At 33.8% G+C, this 20651-nt stretch carries 21 protein-coding genes and 1 tRNA gene; 15 read left to right on the top strand and 7 right to left on the bottom strand.

Features of this window, described 5'->3' with window-relative positions:
* Nucleotides 1-8: 8 nt before the first annotated feature.
* Both AC1PJP_RS02855 and sxtR read right to left on the bottom strand, forming a co-directional pair.
* On the bottom strand, nucleotides 9-971 hold the full coding sequence (locus AC1PJP_RS02855; protein WP_013196634.1) for an isocyanide synthase family protein: 963 nt from the start codon (nucleotides 969-971) through the stop codon (nucleotides 9-11).
* Nucleotides 972-1868: 897 nt separating this feature from the next.
* Nucleotides 1869-2768: a multidrug efflux pump transcriptional activator SxtR gene (gene sxtR / locus AC1PJP_RS02860; RefSeq protein ID WP_479766498.1), complete on the bottom strand. Its 900-nt coding sequence runs from the start codon at nucleotides 2766-2768 to the stop codon at nucleotides 1869-1871.
* A gap of 139 nt (nucleotides 2769-2907) precedes the next feature.
* On the opposite strand from sxtR, the gene sxtP reads away from it, so the two are divergent.
* The 6 genes from sxtP to AC1PJP_RS02890 all read left to right on the top strand — a co-directional run bounded on the left by sxtP (nucleotide 2908) and on the right by AC1PJP_RS02890 (nucleotide 8090).
* On the top strand, nucleotides 2908-4152 hold the full coding sequence (gene sxtP / locus AC1PJP_RS02865; protein WP_479766499.1) for a multidrug efflux MFS transporter SxtP: 1245 nt from the start codon (nucleotides 2908-2910) through the stop codon (nucleotides 4150-4152).
* Between the two features lie 23 nt (nucleotides 4153-4175).
* Nucleotides 4176-4502: a gamma-glutamylcyclotransferase family protein gene (locus AC1PJP_RS02870; protein WP_267531306.1), complete on the top strand. Its 327-nt coding sequence runs from the start codon at nucleotides 4176-4178 to the stop codon at nucleotides 4500-4502.
* A gap of 111 nt (nucleotides 4503-4613) precedes the next feature.
* A tRNA-Thr gene (locus AC1PJP_RS02875) sits at nucleotides 4614-4689 on the top strand.
* A 488-nt stretch (nucleotides 4690-5177) separates the two neighbouring features.
* Nucleotides 5178-7280 (top strand): hypothetical protein, encoded by a 2103-nt coding sequence (locus AC1PJP_RS02880; protein ID WP_479766500.1) that lies wholly within the window; start codon nucleotides 5178-5180, stop codon nucleotides 7278-7280.
* A gap of 407 nt (nucleotides 7281-7687) precedes the next feature.
* Nucleotides 7688-7846 (top strand): hypothetical protein, encoded by a 159-nt coding sequence (locus AC1PJP_RS02885; protein WP_004839860.1) that lies wholly within the window; start codon nucleotides 7688-7690, stop codon nucleotides 7844-7846.
* A gap of 16 nt (nucleotides 7847-7862) precedes the next feature.
* A complete protein-coding gene (locus AC1PJP_RS02890; protein ID WP_202744874.1) occupies nucleotides 7863-8090 on the top strand; it encodes a helix-turn-helix transcriptional regulator in 228 nt (75 codons plus the stop codon).
* 39 nt (nucleotides 8091-8129) lie between these two features.
* On the opposite strand, the gene AC1PJP_RS02895 is transcribed toward AC1PJP_RS02890, so the two are convergent.
* Nucleotides 8130-8375 (bottom strand): helix-turn-helix domain-containing protein, encoded by a 246-nt coding sequence (locus AC1PJP_RS02895; protein WP_198307419.1) that lies wholly within the window; start codon nucleotides 8373-8375, stop codon nucleotides 8130-8132.
* A 118-nt stretch (nucleotides 8376-8493) separates the two neighbouring features.
* Between AC1PJP_RS02895 and AC1PJP_RS02900 the strand changes: the two genes are divergently transcribed.
* The 4 genes from AC1PJP_RS02900 (at nucleotide 8494) to AC1PJP_RS02915 (ending at nucleotide 10308) form a co-directional block, all read left to right on the top strand.
* Nucleotides 8494-9033 carry a hypothetical protein gene (locus AC1PJP_RS02900; protein WP_202744875.1) on the top strand — a complete coding sequence of 180 codons (540 nt, stop codon included), beginning with the start codon at nucleotides 8494-8496 and terminating at the stop codon, nucleotides 9031-9033.
* 77 nt (nucleotides 9034-9110) lie between these two features.
* Nucleotides 9111-9641, top strand: a complete 531-nt coding sequence (locus tag AC1PJP_RS02905; RefSeq protein WP_479766501.1) for a hypothetical protein — start codon at nucleotides 9111-9113, stop codon at nucleotides 9639-9641.
* Entirely contained in the window at nucleotides 9628-9969 is a 342-nt protein-coding gene (locus AC1PJP_RS02910) for a hypothetical protein (protein ID WP_479766551.1), read from the top strand. Before AC1PJP_RS02905 ends, AC1PJP_RS02910 begins: the two co-directional genes overlap by 14 nt.
* A gap of 60 nt (nucleotides 9970-10029) precedes the next feature.
* Nucleotides 10030-10308 carry a type I restriction endonuclease subunit M gene (locus AC1PJP_RS02915; protein WP_479766502.1) on the top strand — a complete coding sequence of 93 codons (279 nt, stop codon included), beginning with the start codon at nucleotides 10030-10032 and terminating at the stop codon, nucleotides 10306-10308.
* A 122-nt stretch (nucleotides 10309-10430) separates the two neighbouring features.
* Here AC1PJP_RS02915 and AC1PJP_RS02920 read toward each other — a convergent pair whose 3' ends face one another.
* Nucleotides 10431-10877, bottom strand: coding sequence for a hypothetical protein (locus AC1PJP_RS02920; RefSeq protein ID WP_416088515.1), 447 nt, complete (start codon nucleotides 10875-10877; stop codon nucleotides 10431-10433).
* A gap of 289 nt (nucleotides 10878-11166) precedes the next feature.
* Between AC1PJP_RS02920 and AC1PJP_RS02925 the strand changes: the two genes are divergently transcribed.
* From AC1PJP_RS02925 to AC1PJP_RS02935, 3 genes are all read left to right on the top strand, one after another.
* Nucleotides 11167-11868, top strand: a complete 702-nt coding sequence (locus tag AC1PJP_RS02925; protein ID WP_479766503.1) for a hypothetical protein — start codon at nucleotides 11167-11169, stop codon at nucleotides 11866-11868.
* A gap of 198 nt (nucleotides 11869-12066) precedes the next feature.
* On the top strand, nucleotides 12067-13263 hold the full coding sequence (locus AC1PJP_RS02930; protein ID WP_479766504.1) for a tyrosine-type recombinase/integrase: 1197 nt from the start codon (nucleotides 12067-12069) through the stop codon (nucleotides 13261-13263).
* Between the two features lie 70 nt (nucleotides 13264-13333).
* The gene (locus AC1PJP_RS02935) at nucleotides 13334-15454 is read left to right on the top strand and encodes a DEAD/DEAH box helicase (RefSeq protein ID WP_479766505.1); all 2121 of its coding nucleotides are present in this window, start codon (nucleotides 13334-13336) and stop codon (nucleotides 15452-15454) included.
* Between the two features lie 66 nt (nucleotides 15455-15520).
* Here the strand turns inward: AC1PJP_RS02935 and AC1PJP_RS02940 are convergent, their stop codons facing one another.
* Nucleotides 15521-16591, bottom strand: coding sequence for an AbiTii domain-containing protein (locus AC1PJP_RS02940; protein ID WP_479766506.1), 1071 nt, complete (start codon nucleotides 16589-16591; stop codon nucleotides 15521-15523).
* 206 nt (nucleotides 16592-16797) lie between these two features.
* Here AC1PJP_RS02940 and AC1PJP_RS02945 point away from each other — a divergent pair, with 206 nt between their 5' ends.
* Both AC1PJP_RS02945 and AC1PJP_RS02950 read left to right on the top strand, forming a co-directional pair.
* Nucleotides 16798-17676: a HEPN domain-containing protein gene (locus AC1PJP_RS02945; RefSeq protein WP_479766507.1), complete on the top strand. Its 879-nt coding sequence runs from the start codon at nucleotides 16798-16800 to the stop codon at nucleotides 17674-17676.
* 224 nt (nucleotides 17677-17900) lie between these two features.
* The gene (locus AC1PJP_RS02950; protein WP_479766508.1) at nucleotides 17901-18680 is read left to right on the top strand and encodes a hypothetical protein; all 780 of its coding nucleotides are present in this window, start codon (nucleotides 17901-17903) and stop codon (nucleotides 18678-18680) included.
* Nucleotides 18681-18936: 256 nt separating this feature from the next.
* Here AC1PJP_RS02950 and AC1PJP_RS02955 read toward each other — a convergent pair whose 3' ends face one another.
* The gene (locus AC1PJP_RS02955; RefSeq protein ID WP_479766509.1) at nucleotides 18937-19557 is read right to left on the bottom strand and encodes a hypothetical protein; all 621 of its coding nucleotides are present in this window, start codon (nucleotides 19555-19557) and stop codon (nucleotides 18937-18939) included.
* A gap of 2 nt (nucleotides 19558-19559) precedes the next feature.
* A complete protein-coding gene (locus tag AC1PJP_RS02960) occupies nucleotides 19560-20549 on the bottom strand; it encodes an ImmA/IrrE family metallo-endopeptidase (protein WP_479766510.1) in 990 nt (329 codons plus the stop codon).
* Nucleotides 20550-20651 lie beyond the last annotated feature (102 nt).

The following is a 20651-nucleotide window of genomic DNA, read 5'->3' on the forward strand; positions in this document are numbered from 1 at the left end:
ATATTTACTTACATTTCTTGTTGGTTATTACGCAAATAATGGCTAGCTTTTCCGTTTTTAAAGATTAATAAAGCATTTTCTTCTTCGGCTTTATGTCGTGGAACTAAAGTAAATCCATCATCATCTTGTATAACGACCGAATGCCAAGGTGTACGCCAATTGTCATCCGAGTCCATCAAAAATATTCCAATTTTTTCTGAAACTCGAGGTTGTGGATGAATACTAAGACGAACCGAATTTGGGAATTGCTCCTTCAATAAATTAGTCCATGCATTGCTTCTTTGAATTACCCGGTAAGCATTCATACGAGCTACATTCAATATCTGGTTTTTTGACCAGCCTTTGAATTCATTAAGACCTGAAAAATCCTCAGTCAAAAAGCGACAAATCCCGCGGTACATTTCAGCTGCTGGTTTTTCTTGCTTACATCGGTGTTTTAAGCTTAGTAATGACTCTCCATATTGAACCATCAACTCTTCACGCAGTGTGCTATATTCTGGTATATCTTGAAAAACATCATCTAAATCAAAGTAATCAATATTATCTGCATAAGGTTTTCCCACTCTCTCTATAAGATCATATTTATAAGAAGATATGGCCTCATCCGGGATTCGTACTAGTTCAGCAAAAACCCTTCCATCAGAACAAATAGTTAACTTTGCTCCAGGTGCATAAATATTTTTTATTTTTTCACATAATTTATTCAATGTTGCTAAAGCTAATTCCTCACCTTTATCAGGAAAAATATCTAAAGTTTTTTTCCTATTTGGTGATTTAGCTGGAAAAGCAGGTAAAATCATATGAATAGGTTGTTTATTTTTGACAAAATTCAATACTTTTTGAATATGTAAAAAAGCTTCTTCTTGAAAGTTCTCTTGCTCTGAGTCATTTGCTAATAAACGTCGCTTATGAAAAATTAATTTTACGATCTGCTCAGCTAACATTAAATCATTATTTAAAATTTGTACCACAACAAAAACCCTTATTTCCTTTATACATTCACAAACTTTTAAATTAGACTTATTTTTAAGCCTTTATTTAAATTTTCAATATTACTTTATAAATAAATTTCACTTATTTCATTCAGCTTTCTCTCCAATAATAATTTCTATAGTAGTTAATCCTATTTTTGATGATATTAACCTTTTTATTTAACACAAAAAATTTTCATAAAATTTAAATTAATCAATCATTTTTATACAAACCATTAATAAAAAATAAGACCCAACTTTTAACTCATATATTTCTAATTTTAACTATCAAAACAAATAACTATCGAACATTTAACCACCAATAAAATATATATATTAGTTAAAATCTGATTATTTCCCTTAATTATAAAATTTTATTTATATTAAGCTTTCTAAATCAATCACAAGTGTAGCATTTGCTTTAACGTAAATCCACGTCCTAAAAATTGATTAAAACACTCACCAAAAAAACATAATTATTCAGTTTAATTTAATATTAATTCTTTAATACAGAATAAAAAATAAATAGACATAAAATAAAATTTTATTTTCATTAAATTAATTAAAATTATAAAAACTTATAGTAAACCTTTGCTTAAATTTAAATTACAAAAAAACTCTAACAATTGATTTATTATTTATAATTAAGAATAGATTCAAACTATTAATTAATTTATTAATAAAACTAATATAAAAATTTTACAATTTTTCCGAATATTTAATATTATTAAGTTTTCATAAATTTTGTTAAAAAAATAGAATAATAATTTTTATAATTTATAGATAAAAACTTCGTTCATAAGCCTATTTTTCAACCAAAATTAAATAATTTTTGTATAAATCCAGACCTATAAATAATTATATATTGAATAAAATTTAACTGCCTTTTCATAATATTTAATTAAAATGGAGAATATCTTGCACCACACTGGCAAAATTAATTGCCATTTGTGAAGGGGCATGTTTTTTATAAGCAAGCCCTAAACCCACGGTAGGTACAGGTGCTTTCAAAGAGCAATAGGCCACGCCCTGTATTTGCAATTGTTTGGTCGACTCCGGCACCAAAGATACCCCTAAGTTTGCAGATACTAACGATAAAATTGACACAATTTGCGGAGCATTTTGTCCAATTTTTGGTTCAAAACCACGCTCATGACAGGCTTGTTTAATCGCATCGAAAAGCCCTGCACTAATTGAAGGTGGCGAGACAATAAAATCAAGTTCTCGGAGTGCCGTTAAATCAATTTCTTGTGATGAATCGTCTAAATTAAAAGACTCCGAAGGTAAAGCAGCAATTAGGGGTTCAGCCAATAACTCTTGAATAATTAAACTGTCTGGAATATTGCGTGGTGACCTTATAATCGCAACATCCAAACGGTCTTCGAGTAATAAATCGATGAGCAGCAAGGTGTTTGCTTCTTCAAGTTTTAAATCCACTTTAGGATATTGCTGCTGGAAATAGCGAATGCATTTAGGAATTAGGGGGTTCAACATAGATGTACCCGTAAAACCCAATCGCAATTGACCAACTTCACCATTTGCTACCTGTTTAACCAAGTTCGCTGCATCTTCTACACGTTGTTGTACAGGCTGAATCGCATTTAAAAAGGCAAGCCCAGCTTCGGTCAGCTCCACCCCATGTGGTGAACGAATAAATAAATCTGCGCCTAGCTCTTCCTCTAAGTCGCGTATTTGCATGCTTAAAGGCGGCTGACTCATGTTTAAACGATGCGCAGCTCTGGTAAAGTTTTTTTCTTCTGCTACTGCTAAAAAGTAGCGTATATGTCTGAGTTCCATCTCTATATATAAAACATATCATGACCTATTGTTAAATATATTAGAAAAATACCATCTAAATTGCTAATTTTAATTTATCGAATTTTCTCGATGCAGCATGCCCACAAGCACTGCTATTTCTTTCTGTCATGGTCATGATATGAGTTCTTCATCTACACCCAGTACCTTAAACACTGAGGCAACTTCTGTTCTTTCCCGCGAATGGATTCACAAAGGGACTAAAGCCTATAAACACGCAGGATTTGCTTTATTCCTCGTGGGCTTTGCCAGTTTCTCTCTGATTTATTGTGTACAGCCACTCCTGCCCGCATTTAGCCAAAGCTTCCAGATTAGCCCTGCGAGTAGCTCTCTCGCACTATCTTTAACCACTGCCTTTTTAGCGATTTCAATTGTGCTATCGAGTGCTTTTTCACAGGCAATTGGTCGTCGTGGCGTGATCTTCAGCTCAATGCTGTGTGCAGCTATTCTTAATATTGTGGCTATGTTTACACCTAACTGGCATAGCTTACTCATTGCACGAGCACTAGAAGGTCTATTGCTTGGCGGCGTACCAGCCGTAACTATGGCTTGGATTGCCGAAGAAATCGCACCTGAACACTTGGGTAAAACCATGGGCTTATATATTGCAGGTACGGCTTTTGGTGGAATGATGGGCCGTGTCGGCATGGGCATTTTGATTGAATATTTTTCTTGGCGAACTGCTTTAGGCTTACTTGGCGCAATCTGTTTTATTTGCTCGATTGCCTTTTTGAATTTACTTCCTGCTTCGCGTAATTTCGTACAGAAAAAGGGTTTGAATTTAAATTTTCACCTGCAAATGTGGCTGACACATTTAAGTAATTTAAAATTGCTACGCCTGTTTGCAATTGGTTTCTTGCTCACGAGTGTTTTTGTGACCTTGTTTAACTACGCTACTTTTCGTTTAAGTGGAGTGCCTTATTCGCTGAGTCAGACTCAAATTAGCCTTATTTTCTTGTCGTATAGCTTCGGTATGGTGTCTTCATCATTGGCAGGTACGCTAGCCGACCGCTTCGGTAAAAAAACCATGATGATGAGTGGTTTTGCCTTAATGATTGTGGGTAGCCTCATGACATTACTCACCTCTCTTTTCGGCATTATTATTGGGATTGCATTTATTACCACAGGGTTCTTTATTACCCATTCACTTACCAGTAGTTCCGTTGGCGCTGAAAGCAAACAAGCCAAAGCCCATGCCAGTTCCCTGTACTTACTGTTTTACTACATGGGTTCGAGTATTGTCGGCTCAGCAGGTGGCTGGTTCTGGTTACACGGTGGATGGAGTGCAATCGTAGGCTTAACCGTTGTACTGTCGTTACTTGGAATATTTTTAGTGGTTTATATATCACACGCAAAAGCTCATTAATTTTTAAGTTAAAGGAAAATCACATGTCGAGTTTATTTGTTTATGGCACTTTAGGCCCAGGTCGTCCTAATGCACATATACTTGAAAATATTGGCGGACAATGGGCAGAAGGTTGGGTCAACGGAACCTTACATAATGAAGGTTGGGGAGCTGATTTAGGCTATCCGGGAATTATGCTTGATGATAGTACCAATCAAGTTCAAGGTTTTGTTTTTAGCTCAGAACATTTAAATGCAAACTGGAAATTACTTGATGACTTTGAAGGCGAAGAATACGAAAGAGTACCTGTCCAAGTCACTTTAAATAGTGGCGAACGTGTTGATTCTTTTATTTATGTATTGAAGTCTTAAGCTATTTCTAAAGCTCAAGCCCATAAACATTTAAAAATTGATAGAAAAAATTTAAGTGGTCATTTTTTGGCTTGTATTTTTTTAAAGAAACTGTAGAATTCATTCCACGTCGCCGACATAGCTCAGTTGGTAGAGCAACTGACTTGTAATCAGTAGGTCCACAGTTCGAATCCGTGTGTCGGCACCATCATTAAACCTCATGAATATTTGATTTATGGGGTTTTTTGTTGCCTGTAGGTTTAGCTCATTTTTGGTCCGACGGACTATTTTGTGGTCCATTTGATCAATAGTCTGATGGTCCAAATAGGTCATTAGACCTACTCAACTTCCCTCCCCAACATACTACCCACACCGTTTTCAGCTCTTTGGCTTTCCATGCGAATTGCGATGTCGATACATCAACTTTTCATAGTTGCTATCGCTGCACAGAGCAGGACGCATGGAAAACTTAAGGCGTTAGGGGAGTTTTCAAGATTATTTGAACTTCCTGTTTCAAACAGGACTAGGTTCTTTCCATAGTTCCTATAGAGTTTTCTTTTTTAAACCCAATAATATCTAAATTTAATAGAAGTTAGTAAGTCCCTACTTTAAATAAAGAAAAGTAAATATAGACCTCTATCAAATTCTCAGTATTATACTAAGAAGTATAATTTTTATTCATGAGAAATATTTAAAATGAGTGATAAATCTAATAACTGGAAGCATACATATGACACTATTCGAGAGTCTGCTGGAAATAAACATATAAATCGTACATACAAACGCTCATTTTCAGTAAATATTTTTCAAATGAACACAATAGAATTATTACAACTGTCACAACGAATTAATGATCCTAATGAAGGATTAGACCTTATGATGGCGGAAAACCGTGATGCTGGAAATCAGACTCATCGCGAAGTTACACGATTAGTTCATAATTTTGTAGCTTCTGCCAAAACATTAGTTGAACATACTAGAAACTTTATGAAGGAACATTATCAAAATACATCAATTTATAATAAATATATCGAAAAAATTAAGTTAGATTTTGGAAATGAACCAGTCATAAAATTTGTGGAAGATTTACGTAATTTCCTTTTACACAATGGCCTGCCTCCTACAGAAATGTATTTGGAGTTCAAATCTAATCCAAATACAAGTAATGGTGACGGAGCTATGAAAACAGGTATTAGATTAAAAACTAAAGAATTATTAAAATGGAAAGGTTGGACAGCTCTAGCGAAAAGATATTTAGAAAATTCTAATGATTTTATTGATATTCATAATTTTGCTTCAGATTATGAAAAAAAAGTTATCAATTTTCATAATTGGCTCAACAATGAGCTTAATAGCTTCCATTCTAATGACTTAACTGAGTACAATAAACTAGTATCTGAGCTTCATTCCACGCATGATCTGAATAAAGGTTCTGTGATAAATAAGGAGGAATCTTCTGAAAAATTACCCGAATCAAATCAAGAAGAGTTATTTGATGACAATACAAAAATTATACTGAATGACAAGACTTTAGAAATTTTATCAAAAGTAGAAGAGTTATCATTCCCTGATCCTTTAAACAAAAATCATACTAGTGATCGAATACCTAGCGCTATCATAAAAATAGAAGAACTAATAGAAACTCCCATATTATGGACATACAATAAAAATACTCCAATGGTATTTTTTATTAAAAAATCTAATAAAAATTATGGCTTAATGGGTGAACCAATTGCTGATATAGAGGAGCTAATCAAACAACTATTAGAATTCGAATTAATTAAAAACTCATTAAGTGAGGATTACTTAAAAAATGAGATACTAAAATGGATCCGCTTACGATTTCTCGGGCTAGAATCAACAGATTTTGTCACAAAACTACTCTCTTCAATATCTGAAAGTATTAGAGAATATACTGTATGGGTACCTATATCCAACCTTCAAGTTGAAGAGGTAATTGAATTTGGGCCTGCAAGAATTATTCCTTTAAATAAAACTACATTTGACTCGCTCGAACTACAAGTTACAAAGATAAGTGAACAGGCTCAGCACCAAACAGCATTATTGTTTTCAGATTTGAGAAAAGAAATGCAGGGTTTATCGGCTCTTGAGTTTAGAGTAAATAAAGAAAGAGAAAAAGTAAGTGAATATACTCAAGCCCTTGCAGAAGTTATTATCAATCTTTTATGCTTTTTATCTCCAGCGGCTAAATCATATCCATCTACTGTTAATATTAGTTTACTTGGAAATGAAATTAAGCCAGTATCAAAAATAATTATTTATAATTCAGAAACTTTCAGCTACACCTCAAACCTACTTTCACCTTCTTTTGATTGGTATATTTCTGAAAATAAACAGAAAGAATTGCAAACTGACTTATCTCTTTTGGAAACGCTTATATATCCTGAAAAATTAAATCAGTTTTCTACAACTGTTCGTTCTAGTTTATTACTATTTAGTTTGGGTTCTAAGTTATCCAACCCAATAGATCGTCTTACCTATTGCTTGCTATCAATTGAAAACCTTCTTCTAAAACACTCAGCTGAACCTATAGAATTTACTATAGAGAAAAGAATGAAAGATCTTATTAAAAATGATAAATCAATTAATGTTCAACAATATGTACGAGAGGCATATCGTATAAAAAAACGTAAATCGATAGAAATACTTAATGAATCCGAATTACAATTTTTAAGAGGATTTATTTATATTTCCTATTTAGCAGTTTATATTGCCTTCAGAAATATTAACCAATTTGAGAATTTATCAGAATTTATTGATCAAATTAATCACCCATAAATAAGGCTAAATATTGAAGTACCAACTAAATAATACAAAATAGTTTATTTCAGTAGATCAGAAGAGAGAAGCTAACTTAACTCCTAAACATTATTGAATAGCATTATCAGGCCTATAAACAAATTACTCCCCTATTACTCAGCTGATTAATAGGGGCTTTCTTTTGCTTTTGTTGATGGATGTTTTTAGTATGGCATTTAGGGAGTTTTTTAAGGTTACTTGTATTTCCTGTTTCGGACTGGACATCAAGGGGGAATACCTGATGGTTGTGGGGATTTTCTTTAAAATAACCACTCTTTTTATGGGGTGAAAATCGCTTGGCTCTTATGGATGGAGAGAACTGTTTCTGTATTTGTCTTGAATTTGCATAGATATTATCTACATGGTCTATTAACCAAGGAGTGACCATGAAGAAATACTTTCCTGAGCTTGATACTGTTTCCGACATCCTTGCATCAATTCCTCATCCACAAATTCAATCCATTGCACATGCTATTCGTATCTGCAATGACCAAGATACGCATGTTCTCACCAAACTACATGCTGTAGTTGGGGTTATGATCTAAGTACATGGAGATGAAAATGAAAGCTTTGAAAGAGTGGCTCAAACAGCAACGTGAACTCAATGAGCTGACTCAACAGCAATTAGCTCATAAGCTTGGAAAACCTTTGCAATACATTGAAGATGTGGAACATGGTGATTATCGCTTGGAGGTCATTGAATTTATTTATTATTGCCAAGCCTTGAATATTGACCCTTATCAGGGTATTCGCTTAATTGATCTTGATCCTCAAGACCAAAACAAATAGGTCTCTTCTTAATAGTTATTATGATCCATATCAATTTTTTTATGCTGGAATCGCTTGCCTAATCTGCTCTAACCCCTCCTCTGGGGTAATTCCAAGTATTCGGCAATACCACACATACTCGACAACATCTAACCGACGTTCACCTTGTTCAACCTTTTGAATATACGAGTGCGGTTTACCCATGCGTTCAGCTAATGCTCGCATAGTGAGATGTTGTTCTTCCCGCATTTGCTTCAACCACTTAGTTAAAGCCTGCATTTCTGGGGTATTAATACTTGCTGTCATGTACCTATTATCGATACAATATATTTTGTACCCAATATAGATACATGTAATATGTAACTAATCCTGAAATCAGAACTAAGTCTTCACTTTCTAACGAGAAAATATAAGGTGCATAAAGATGGGGTTTTCAAATTTACTTAGCTCTGCACTGACTGCAGTAGCTACATTCTCTGGTAATCCAGATGTTCAACAAGTTGCTAATTCTGCTAATGAATTGGTGGTTTCTTATCAAGCTCAGCAACAACAGGAAATGGCTCAACGAATCATAAGTTCGCCTGACGGTATTATCCCTGTAACTGAAAAAGGTAAAACTGTCTGGCGAGCTTTGAAATATAACGCTGATGGAGAAATTACTGGCTTTGCTGACTTTAATACTAAAGAAGAATATTTAGTGTTGAAGCAGCAGGAACTTCGCGCTCAACAAGCATTGGAACAGCAAAGGAAAGCTGAACAAACTACCCAACGTCAGTCTACGACTCAAACCAAACGTGCAGGTGATGTCTCAATTGCTGATCTTGATGCATATGGGCAAATGCTTGGCACTATGCAACAGGCTTCTATGGGTGCTTTGAAAAATTGCTCTCAATATGTTGAAAGCTCCCCCCCTTGGAATGCTTGCGTACAACGTGAAGTACAAAAGGTTGAACAGCGCAGATAACTAAATCTATTATCAATTTATTAGTCCCGATGATCTTTACAGGTCATCGGGATTTTTTATTTCTAAGGAATTTCAACATGCAACAACGTGTATTCGACAAAGTGAATCAAACCCTCATCAAAACCTTTATTTGCAACAAGCTTTCTGAACGCTCTAAAGGTCAATTGCATTATCAACTTTGGCAAGACAATGAGGATTTATCTCTTGGTATTGCTTTGAGCCATAATGAATCATCGGGTGGATTTAGTTCTGAACTCATCAAGGTAGATGACATCCTCAAAACGATCAAAGAATTATTGCAGTCAGGGAAGCCCTTCCATGCAACTGCCTTGAAAGGCTTATTCATTGGCAAATCAGTCAATAACTATAGTTTCTTGGGTGCAGTTTTAGTTGATCAACAGGTTATTCGCTTACATCCCCAAACAGCCCGTTTACTGGAAGTGATAGAGGAATATGAATTATGGCCTCTTCGCCTTGAAGAAATGGTAGGTAAAACTGATATTCAAGAGAATATAGTGACTAAGATTCCTGCCAAACGTGGTCCAAAACCTAAGAATCAATCTATCGGATCCGAAGTTGGGGAAGAAACGCATGATGAAATGCATTAAGACCAAAGATGATTTATCACATCTAGAGAATGAAGCGATTAAGGAAAATATTTCCAATCACATCCTGACTTTAGAGCAACAGTATAATGAACCTTATCAAGCCACCCTACATGGGTGGTTTATTATTTGTGAAGATGAATCTGATTTATCTGAACCACTTGCCAATCTGACCTTTAGCCTTAGCGATAAGCTTCACTTAGGTGAAGTGGAATATATCGAAAAGAAAGAGAACTGGTATGAGGTTTATGTATTGCTCAATGATAATGAAGGCATATTAATCTATGTTCCGGAAGACATATTCGACAATCATTCTTTGACAGCGATCTAAAGCTGTTTACAGCACACTCCCCTACCAAACCTTTTACTAATTTTTATCTAAGGCTATTTTATGACAAGGCATATCTTATTCGCTTTGGGACAAGTCGTGGCTACTAAAAATGCAGTAGAGTTCATGACTCAAAGATACATTACTCCTTTCGATTTACTTCATCGACATCAACATGGCGACTGGGGTGATTTAGATGAACCTGACCGTGAAGCAAATGAACAGGCCTTGATTGAGGATCTCCGGATTCTCTCAAGCTACAATTTTGACAATGAGAAAATTTGGGTTATCACTGAGGCAGATAGGACATTAACAACAATTCTATTACCAAGTGATTACTAACAGAACCGTTGATAGACCTTAAAGCTTTAATAGCTTAAGGTCTTTTTTTATTAAGACACATCAATCAAATACTAATGAGTTTTAAGAATAAATAGGCAAACGTTTTAGCAGTCCGAAGATCTTTATTTCTTCATTTTGTCTTGGTTCTTTTTAGATTGTCTTTTTACCGTATAAAACCCTATAAATTTATTTTTGCTTTTATAAATAACTCTTTTATATTTCTTTCGATTCGGCTTATGTTTATCTCTAAACTCCTTAAAATAAGAATTAAACGTTGAACGAGATATTCCATTAATCTTAAGTACTTTTTCATATAAATCTTTTGAAGACCTAAAACCTTCATTTTTTAATAACTCAATCATAAATTCGGCAAACTTTTTTCGTGAAATTAACCTCTGCCTCTTATTTTGCAAAGGTATACCATGCTCTCTGTTCGCTTTAAATTTCTTTATATAGTTGTAAGCAGTTTTTCTTGATAACTCAGGAAAAAATGCTCGTAATCTTTGTGCACTAGTTTCCTTTTCTTCTGCATAACGTTCTGACAAGAATTTCTCAATTTCTTTTTTCATTAGAATACATTTACATAAAATTACAAAACTAAAGGTACGTTTATTCCTTCACTAAAAACTGGAAGAGGACCAATTTTTGATGGTGAGTTATTAAGCTTAAACTCCGATATTCTCCTTTGTATTGATATTTAAAAATACAATAATTATTTAAAAATATCAATTAATTATAAAGAAATACACCCAACTATAGGTAAAAAACTATATTTGTTATAGTGGCCCAACTTGAGCATTCAATGAAGAATTTATTTCTTAGCTCAAGCCTCCCCAATCCATTTAAAGGAACACTATTATGTACATCACTCCTCAACCTAAAAATTACCCTGATTTTTATGAAGATACAGATGACTTATTACTACATGAATATCATGTTACAGAGGTTGGTAAAAAAATACTTTATGACTATTTCTATGATGAAGAGATTAAAGATGTTTTTAATAATAAGTTAATCAGCAGAAACTTAAGATATTTATCATCTACTACAAAAAAAATAAGTAAGAAGTCTCTTAGATTTCCTGATCTTAAAGCTACCTGCAATATTGCATATAATAAGTCTTCACAAGCAGAAAGTATGTTCGTTGATTATTTATTATCACAAATTATGTGGACTCTGTCTCATCATATGTCTAAGTTTATTAAGAAAAATAATTGTAATGCAATGATAGGCTTAGACTGGCAGGAAAAAGTTTGGAGAAACGTGAAAGGTGAAAGTTTTAATCCCCTTTGTATAGACGATTTAGAGATAATGCTTTCCCACTCTAATCCCTCTACACTTATTTTTCTTGATTATCGTATTAAAGAAGATGATCCATTATCTGGCTTCGTTTTATATTTATTTGATAAAAGTGATAAATTAATATTTAAAACTATCTATAAATTTTTTGATTTAGCAGATGCTCCTGATAATTCTTTTCGTTTAAATTTAACGAAATCTCCTGATGACTTTGCCGATACATCAAGGTCTTTTTTAAGTTGTAATTTTACAACGCCATAACTCACTTTCCCCTAGCGTACTTTCTCTGTAAGTAATGAATTTATGGTTTAACGATCAGGGATTAGTACGCCTTATTTTTGTCTAGATTAATTAAATCGAATCAACAAACAGGATTTAAAAAATCAAATAAATATTGGTTTTTTAACCCTTTTTTAAACACATATTATTTTTTTGGCACATCAATAGAAGGACCAAAAAATGGTAAAGTTTTTAGAGAAAAATACCCAACTCAACCAATTTGAATCGGGTAAAGAGTTTGATATTCGCAAGTATCGTCCAGACCTAAAAGTGACTGGATTACGCTTTGTGATTACAGCACACCACGTACGTACTCTAGCGCGTTTAACCTTTCAAGGTAAGAAAATCTCAAAAAGTTTAGGTACATTTTCTCATGCTGATTTTGACCAAAACTTAGAGAAACTGATCTCTCAAATGCAAGGATTTCATCAACGAATCGCTCAAGGCCTAGCGCCATTCGAAGATGAGGTAAAACCTGCAAATACATTGCGTGAGTTTGCTTTAATGATCTATATGCCAAGTGCTGAGATGCGTAAAAAGTCTTATAAGGATGATGAAGCAAAATTACGAATGCATATTTTACCAGTCATTGGAGATTATCCGTTTGAAGATATCAATGCTGGGATGCTCAATAAGCTATTGACTGAACTTCGTTCAAAAGGCTTAACGAATGCCTCAATCAATCGGGTTCGGGCACTGCTCTCTGTCATGTTCAACATGGCAATTAATCATGACTTGATACAGGTTAATCCTGTAAGCAAGGTAGCTAAATTTAAGGAAAATAATCAGATTGAGCGTTATCTCAATGCTCAAGAGATCAAGCGTTTAATGGATGTGCTGAATGCACCGCATCAGCATGGCATAGACAACTTGATTATTGTCGCTATCGTCAAGTTTTTACTGCTTACAGGAGTACGTAAGCGTGAAGCAATGGACATGAAGTGGGCTGATGTTGATCTCACTACAGGTGTTTGGCTTTTAGGTGAAAACAAGTCTGGAAAGGCTCGACGTATTACTTTGAATCAGGATGCACTAACGATTCTGCATTCATTATCACGGCAGCATGTATTTATTTTTGCGAACCCGATGACAGGTCAACCGTTTAACGACATGCGAAAGACCTTCCAACGCATCATGAAAGCTGCTTCGATTCGAAATATCCGTATCCATGACTTAAGGCATAACTTTGCCAGTTTAGCTGTGAACAGTGGCCAAAGCCTATATGTCGTTCAGCACCTGTTAGGTCACGCCTCACCACAGACTACTCAGCGCTATGCACATTTACAGTCCAGCACATTGAAACAAGCTTCAGAGGAAGTTGCTGCTGCTATACGTGCCCAGAGTACTCACCCAATTCCAACGGCGAATGTCGCTTAGTTAAACCTCTTCTCACTTATTTTAAATTTTGAATGGATATGCCCTTACAGGCATATCCAGAGGATTTTTTATGTCAAATTTACCTAAACCAATAGAGTTTCATCTTAATTCTAAGCAGTTTATTGCTGATGAAATCCCAGCACTACTACATGGAAATACTTTAATTGTTGGAGGTACTGGAACAGGCAAAAGCTCCTATGTATTAGAAACCTTATCAGAGTCGAAGCAAGTTATTCTCTTATGCCCTTTAGTCGCACAAGTAAAACAGTTAGAAGACCTATATCAAAGTGATCGATTCGTTTTTATTCATGGTAAGAAAAATATACCTAAAGATGAAATTAAGTCGATTACCAAAAAACATTTGGTAATGACCTATGATCAATTTTCTAAATTCGCTCCTCACTTATCAAAGGATGCTGTCATCGTCGTAGATGAAGCTCAAAAACTATATGCCGTAGGCTACTATAGGGAACAGGCTATTCAATCCATACTGCACATCATTCAATCTCAAAAATTTGATCATGTACTCTTTCTAACGGCAACATTAACCAAGTATCTTTTTGAAAAATTAGATATTCAAATCAGTCACTTTTATAGTTTTTCAAAAATATCTAATAATAAAAGAAGTATCAGGATTATTAATCCTCAAACGGCAGAACCTCTCTCATGGATATGGGAAGTACAAAAACGTTTAGAAAAAAATCGCAAACAAAATGTGAAAAAGGTAGTCATTGCACGTGTTAATGACATCAAGTTAGCCAATCAAGTCAAAGAGATGTATGAGCAAAAAGGATATAAAACCCAACTGATTAATCGTGAGCAGATTACTAGTCATAGCTGTATGGATTTATTGAGTCTTGAGCGTATTAACACTGAATTTGATGTAGTCATTTGTACTTCTATATTAGATGAGGCAATTAACCTAAAGAATAGTAATGATGAGGTCGATAGTGTACATATTATTGGCAACAATGCTCATCCAGAAGAAATAGTACAATTCATAGGACGATTACGGACAGCAACACCACCTGTATATATTCACTTACCTAGCCCGATTGATGATTATGAAACTAATTGCGAAAGGCTATTTGCAAAATATAGGAAATCGAATAAAAGTAACTATATGGGACTGATTGCTTTTTTACATGGCATAGAACTTTCATTAGATAAAGAAAAGTTCAAAGAATTTTCGGATATTATTAATACTAAAATTGATAAAACCCAAATCATGAACGGTCTGACAACTGACCTCATCGAATGTAAAGGGTTTTGGTCAGATAACAATATTATCAGGCACAATACAGCAAGTATCGTGGCTCGCTTCTATCGATTAGATATTCAGCAATGCTATAGCAATCTCAATTACCTTAAATATCGGCTATTACAGCTTTTACCAAATGGAACAGTCAAGATCATCAATTCAGATGGATTAATTCCTGAAGCAATAAGGAATGCTTTTGAACAGAGTGAGAAAACATTAAAAGATCGTCGTGAGGAAGGTATTCCAAAAGTCATAGATCTACTTTTTGAGTGCCTAAGAACTACTAAAGGCTTTAAAAACCTAAGAGAAAAAATAGAGGATTCAATATTTGATGATGACAGTATTTATTATGAGATAGAAGAGGAACCTATCTATAAAGGTATTTTTGATGAAGCCATGATTCTTTCAGAAAAGTTAGATAATCTGAAAGATGTACAAGAAAGCCTTATAGCAAATAGAACAAATCATGTTATTAAGATATCTCATGAATATGAAAATAACCCTATAGTCCTCAGCGTCATCCAGCACTTAAGAAAAGCTTTTGATCGAAAAGATTTTAGAAATAAAACTCACAGCTATTATGATATTACGCAGCTAATGAATACAGCACTTCAAAGAATTTCTAACACAAAGCCTCTTCTTGAAACACTAAGAAAGTATCCGTCTCAGTACATTGAAGTATTTGATGATGATTCGATCTTTTTCCAAGACGGGAAATCTATCAATTTCCTTAAGAAGTATTGTCACGTAAAAATTTTTAATGACAAGAAACATTACAAGCATAAGAAAATTAAATTCTTAAACTTAACAGCGTTTGGGTATAGCTTTTATGATGTTTCAGTTAGGCAGAAAAAATTCATCACGATTAACAATATAAGGTATAACGCTCGTACAGGTTATGAAGATACACTATTAGATGATATCGATTGATGTTAAGAAGAAACGGCACACTATGTGCCATTTCTTAGCTACTCATTTATATAAATTCTGAGTAGATTATGAAACCATTGATTCATGTTTTAAGTTTTGAATTCCATCATCTAAAGATAAAATATCTCCAATAACTAAATAAGTATAAATCACATACCTATCTGCTTCTTCTCTAGAGGAAATTATATCATGTGATCCTTTTTGAGCTGCTTGAAAAATTGCGTCTAATCTTTCTCCTAAATATTTCATATGAGAACCAACGATCTCTTCAAATCTTTTGGAATCAGTGTTTTCCTCAACGAATGCAATTAGTCTATTGATATAATTATCTGGACCTAGCTTAATAGTTTTAGATTTACCATTTCCTAAATCTATAACCTTATCTTCTCTAGATGGATAAATTACATCAGCTGTATCCTGTAAAATTCTACGACAACTATGTACTGCATTAGACCAATCTTCAGTATTTTCCGAATTTAAATTTTCATAAACAGATGAAAACTTTTGAACTGAAAGAGGTATAAGATCTCCTATCTTTGAGTCAACAATTCCTCTAATTCGAGAGAAAATATCTGATGTAATTTTTGAATATTTTAATTCATAATTTTTATTAGCGACATAATCATAAAGAAAGGCCCGTCTTTCATTTAATAATTTCGAAAGTTGTAAAATACGAGTTCTCAATTTCTGCCTTTCATCTGCATTTCCTGTTTTCCCTAAACCTACAAACTGGGAGGGATTGGCTGAACTCAGTGATATATTGGGATCATAGGCTACTCGTAAATTTTCTTTTAATGCTTCAATTTCTGTCTCTACAGCTCCAAGAGAATCAAGCCTTGTATATTCCTCCTCTTTTTCAACACCATCCTTAGTTTCTTTTACTGTATATACTCTTTTAGCTTTTTGACAAAGTTTCCAAATGTCAGGACTTACCCCATTAGGAGTATTAGGGTAACCACTACTTTCAAAAGCAAAAATTCTCTGATGATCAAAGTCATTAAGTAGTCTAGCCAATCGACTGGCTTTTAAAGTGCAACTTACTAAAGAAGCCTCTCCCAACTCTATTCCATCAAGTATTTCTTCACTTAAATTTAAAGCTTCTTCTAATGATTTTTGATTAGTTGGTAAATCGATCATTGTATATCTTCTATATAAATTAACCTCTTAAGCTATATTAATAGTAGATTTTTTCACTCTATACTATATCTTGATATTAATATTTAATAAAAATGGGGAAATCTATTAGGGTAAAAGATTTTACTCATTAGCTCAAACTCAACTGTCTTCATATATTATATTCATAACTTTTCCATGAGGAAAAAGCTAAGTTAAAGACTGGGGATATGATGAAATTTACAAATGCCGATATTCTTAAAGTAGACGAAAATTTTGCAAAAGAAGGTATTCCATTTCATGCCCGTCCACTTCAAGCAGCTAAAGAGATTCTTGGTAAAAACTTTTCTATAAATTTTATGGAAAATCCTTTAGTAATAGAAATTAAAGAAGCATATGAACGTCTTATTCCTGAAGTAAAATATACTTGGCCTGGTATGGGAACAGGTTTAGTTGCATCTGTTGATCAAGTTAAAAAAGTAACTATTGCCGTCATATTTGGCTCAGTAAATATTTCTATCGATAAAGGATTAGGTTTTTCTAACCATCAAGAATGGAGTAAGTGGTGTCGTGGAAGCCTAGAAATTGCTAACCGATCTGCTTTCGCTTTTGCTGATATGTATGATCTTTTCTATGGTATAGATGAAAGTGACAACACCTCTAAAACATATTGGGGGCTCGCATCTGAGCAGTTAAAGTTAGTAGCAGAAAGCCTTTGTCAGACAGGGGCAATTAGCAGTCCAATACTCCAACCTATCTGTTTAACTGTCGAATTAGCTATTAAAGGCACTCTCTTATATCTTGGGATTCCTGAGAAAGATTTAAGAAACTCAAAATTATTTGGACATAATCTTGTTAAGCTTGCACAACGAATGATCCAAGAGAAAAGTCATAGAGATGATCAGTTAATACTAACGATGTTAAGTAAATTTCCTGATTATGTAAGTGACCGCTATCGTGAAACAAATTTGACTAGATTAGAAGTTATTTCTTTAGCTCTTTCAGCTCAATTTATAGCTGCCTCTGCTGTACGACGAATTTCTGGAAGGGACATTGCCGAGCAAATAGAAACTTCCATAATAGTCCCACGTAGTAATTATTTTACTTAATAACAAATTGCATAAGTGAAATTTATACAGGTCTTTTAACTATAAAAAATTAGCTAGCTTTTCATTTATATTCTTTAAATAAATAAAATTATTTTATCCTTCCTATAAATCTTATCAAAAATCATAAACGTCATAAGCTGTCGTAAATGTTCGGTTACTTGTTGTTCTACCATTAAATTTTGAGCTACTTTAATGCTGACATTCACAAGGAAAAAGATAGAAATATGCCTTTACATGAACAAGCTTCATATAAAAAAGACGATATTTGGATAACAATTACACCGCAGGAGTTAAGAGATCCAGAAAAATTAGCACTTGCTAGAACTCAGCAATTATATGATTCAGAAGATTGTAATTATGAATTATTCATTAGAAATAGAGAGGATCTACCTCATTTCTATAGAAAAGGTGTTGTACGACATAATCTAGACAGACAGAAAGACTCTCAAGAACATGATCGAACCATTAAGAGTCTTCTCTCATATTTAAAGGCGAATCCGTCTCTAAAGTTAAAATCCTATTTCTTCCGTAGCTTTACAGATAAAAAACTTCATACTATTAAAACTATAAAAGATTATGAATGGAAGGATGAAGTTTCGTTCGCTGTATCAGAAAATGGCTATGTACGATTTGATTTATTAGGTAGACCTAATACGTTGAATTGTACTAATCACAACCCATTTGTTGCAATTGAAGTTGTAGATACACATTTCTCATCAAAAGCATCATTCTTAGCATTGCTAGAACTAAGTAGAAAACTACCATTTGTCATTGGGTACTTCTTTGTAAAATCAGCCCCTTATTACAGTGCTCCAAACAAAGCAGATGGTAGAAAACTTCCATTCATTAGGGTCACTTGCTACATCTTTGATGGAGATTTTTGGATTCGAGATGAACGTGTTAGTGACATCGTTAGTATCGAAATTAAAAATAATCATGATGCATACTATGAATATATTTTTGAAAAAGTTAAGACTGAATACATGATAAAAGTATCTAGATAAGCTTTATTAAAAATCGATAGCCGTTACAGCCTTTTGATCACTCTAACGGCTATATTTTAATTTTCTAAAATCCATCAATTGATAAAAATTGAGCATAAAAGAAAACTTAATATAAAAGTTGATCGTCCATTGCTGATAAACTGATAGCACTTCTTTCAAAATACTGCATTATTAAGGTGTTTAACGATAAGTATTATCCAGAATAAGGAAGTACAACTCTTATGCTTAATCTGAGAGTTCTCTTGATCTGATTGAATTAGATACTTTTTAATAAATGAGATTCTGCCAATAATAATTTTAATTCAGAGCAGTAAGAAGATAAACATTCAATTGCATGGTCAACAGCTCTCTGATCACCAAAAGCGAGGTTTAATGTACCATCTTCTACACACCGCTGTATTACTTTTTGATTTACAGCCTCAAAACCTAATTTATCAATAAGAATAAGCATAGCTAGTTCTAAAGTATAGACACGACCAGTTAAGCTATTTGCAATTTCGCTTAAAGATGGTGTATTTAATAGCGATGCTAAACAACGCTTATCGCCCGTAGCAAGTTTAGAGGTGGGCTGATTATGAACTGAAAGTATTAATTGAGCTTCGCCGCCATCAATGTTTGGAGTATCGATTAATTCATCTAAGAGTTCAGCCTGTGGTATAGCCTCTTGAATAGTACTTGTACGTCCAAGAAATTCAGTTAATTGTTGAAGAGACTGTGGGTCACTCAATTTCTTTCGGCTTTGTTTTGGAATCGCGAATTTTGCACTAGGTGTAACAAAAAAGTTATTTTCCTGTATTTGTAGAGCTTCACAGAATGGGATAAGTAAATCACAACCAGCTAATTTAATTAAAATATCATTATCAGCAAATACAATCACATTTACACCCCAATGAGATGGCGTAAAGCTTTTTCATCATCAAGGCGATCTACATCAACGTATTGCATAAAAGTTGATTTTGCAATTTCTTGATCGGATTCACTAAGACTTAGTTTTTTTACTAAGGTTTGGCATGCACTATTCGCAGTTGGCATACACTTATTTGTATGCCCATAATTCAAAACAATGTGGAATGGATCCACCTTACGATCACGCCCTAGGCTTAATGCAGAACTTGCTAAGGTACTTGGATATAACTTACTTTGTGACTTATATGCGGCATCACCACTAGCAGTCAATAATTCTAATGCAAATTTATTAGCGGCTTGTTCATTATCTTCATCACTATATTCATTAATTTTTTCATCAATAATCCAGTGATCGTTTGTAACATGCCCTAAAATAATATGCCCTAATTCATGCGCTAAATGAAAAACTAAATAACCATGCTTATGCTTACTTGTAAGAATAATAACAGGCCGACTATCCAACTGTAAGGCTAATCCCTGCATTTTAGGTGAAGGTAAATTCTCCACAAAAATAACAGGAATACCAATTTCCCAACAATAATCGAGTAAGATATTAAAGTTTATCCATGGAAAATTTCGACTAAGTAATGTTTCACGAATACTTTGAGCAGATAAACTTTCTAATTGAGCTAAAGGTGAGTCATAAGCTTCCAATGTCAGTCTTCCAGCAAGAGAAGAAAGAACAACAGCTTTATTTAAATCATGTTCCTGAACATTTTTAGCATGTTTAAATTTATGTTGAGGTAAATTAAAACATGGTTGACCTTCGCCGACCAAACTACTGTATCGGATACTTAAGTACTTAGATAATATTAATGATGCTTCTTGCAAACCAGCAGGTGTCTTAGCAATATCATCATTCCACCATTCGGGCAGAAGCTGCTTAATCGTTTTTTGGGGAAATCCTAGACTCTGTAGCTTTGTATATAGGGTTTGCATTGGGCTAATTTTTTTTGTAGTCATAGCAACCTCCTAAAAATGCCACTTAAAGATGTGGAACATTATACATTGTTTTGTGGAACGATAAAACCATCCCTATTTGTTTTATTTTAACAGTTATGCTAA

This window comes from Acinetobacter sp. V116_7 (genome assembly GCF_056735735.1).

Excerpts from the sequence above, each read along its gene's own strand:
- sxtR (WP_479766498.1), bottom strand. The coding sequence starts at position 2,768 with ATGGAACTCAGACATATACGCTACTTTTTAGCAGTAGCAGAAGAAAAA.
- sxtP (WP_479766499.1), top strand. The coding sequence starts at position 2,908 with ATGAGTTCTTCATCTACACCCAGTACCTTAAACACTGAGGCAACTTCT.
- AC1PJP_RS02870 (WP_267531306.1), top strand. The coding sequence starts at position 4,176 with ATGTCGAGTTTATTTGTTTATGGCACTTTAGGCCCAGGTCGTCCTAAT.
- AC1PJP_RS02880 (WP_479766500.1), top strand. The coding sequence starts at position 5,178 with ATGAGTGATAAATCTAATAACTGGAAGCATACATATGACACTATTCGA.
- AC1PJP_RS02885 (WP_004839860.1), top strand. The coding sequence starts at position 7,688 with ATGAAGAAATACTTTCCTGAGCTTGATACTGTTTCCGACATCCTTGCA.
- AC1PJP_RS02890 (WP_202744874.1), top strand. The coding sequence starts at position 7,863 with ATGAAAGCTTTGAAAGAGTGGCTCAAACAGCAACGTGAACTCAATGAG.
- AC1PJP_RS02895 (WP_198307419.1), bottom strand. The coding sequence starts at position 8,375 with ATGACAGCAAGTATTAATACCCCAGAAATGCAGGCTTTAACTAAGTGG.
- AC1PJP_RS02900 (WP_202744875.1), top strand. The coding sequence starts at position 8,494 with ATGGGGTTTTCAAATTTACTTAGCTCTGCACTGACTGCAGTAGCTACA.
- AC1PJP_RS02905 (WP_479766501.1), top strand. The coding sequence starts at position 9,111 with ATGCAACAACGTGTATTCGACAAAGTGAATCAAACCCTCATCAAAACC.
- AC1PJP_RS02910 (WP_479766551.1), top strand. The coding sequence starts at position 9,628 with ATGAAATGCATTAAGACCAAAGATGATTTATCACATCTAGAGAATGAA.
- AC1PJP_RS02915 (WP_479766502.1), top strand. The coding sequence starts at position 10,030 with ATGACAAGGCATATCTTATTCGCTTTGGGACAAGTCGTGGCTACTAAA.
- AC1PJP_RS02920 (WP_416088515.1), bottom strand. The coding sequence starts at position 10,877 with ATGAAAAAAGAAATTGAGAAATTCTTGTCAGAACGTTATGCAGAAGAA.
- AC1PJP_RS02925 (WP_479766503.1), top strand. The coding sequence starts at position 11,167 with ATGTACATCACTCCTCAACCTAAAAATTACCCTGATTTTTATGAAGAT.
- AC1PJP_RS02930 (WP_479766504.1), top strand. The coding sequence starts at position 12,067 with ATGGTAAAGTTTTTAGAGAAAAATACCCAACTCAACCAATTTGAATCG.
- AC1PJP_RS02935 (WP_479766505.1), top strand. The coding sequence starts at position 13,334 with ATGTCAAATTTACCTAAACCAATAGAGTTTCATCTTAATTCTAAGCAG.
- AC1PJP_RS02940 (WP_479766506.1), bottom strand. The coding sequence starts at position 16,591 with ATGATCGATTTACCAACTAATCAAAAATCATTAGAAGAAGCTTTAAAT.
- AC1PJP_RS02945 (WP_479766507.1), top strand. The coding sequence starts at position 16,798 with ATGATGAAATTTACAAATGCCGATATTCTTAAAGTAGACGAAAATTTT.
- AC1PJP_RS02950 (WP_479766508.1), top strand. The coding sequence starts at position 17,901 with ATGCCTTTACATGAACAAGCTTCATATAAAAAAGACGATATTTGGATA.
- AC1PJP_RS02960 (WP_479766510.1), bottom strand. The coding sequence starts at position 20,549 with ATGACTACAAAAAAAATTAGCCCAATGCAAACCCTATATACAAAGCTA.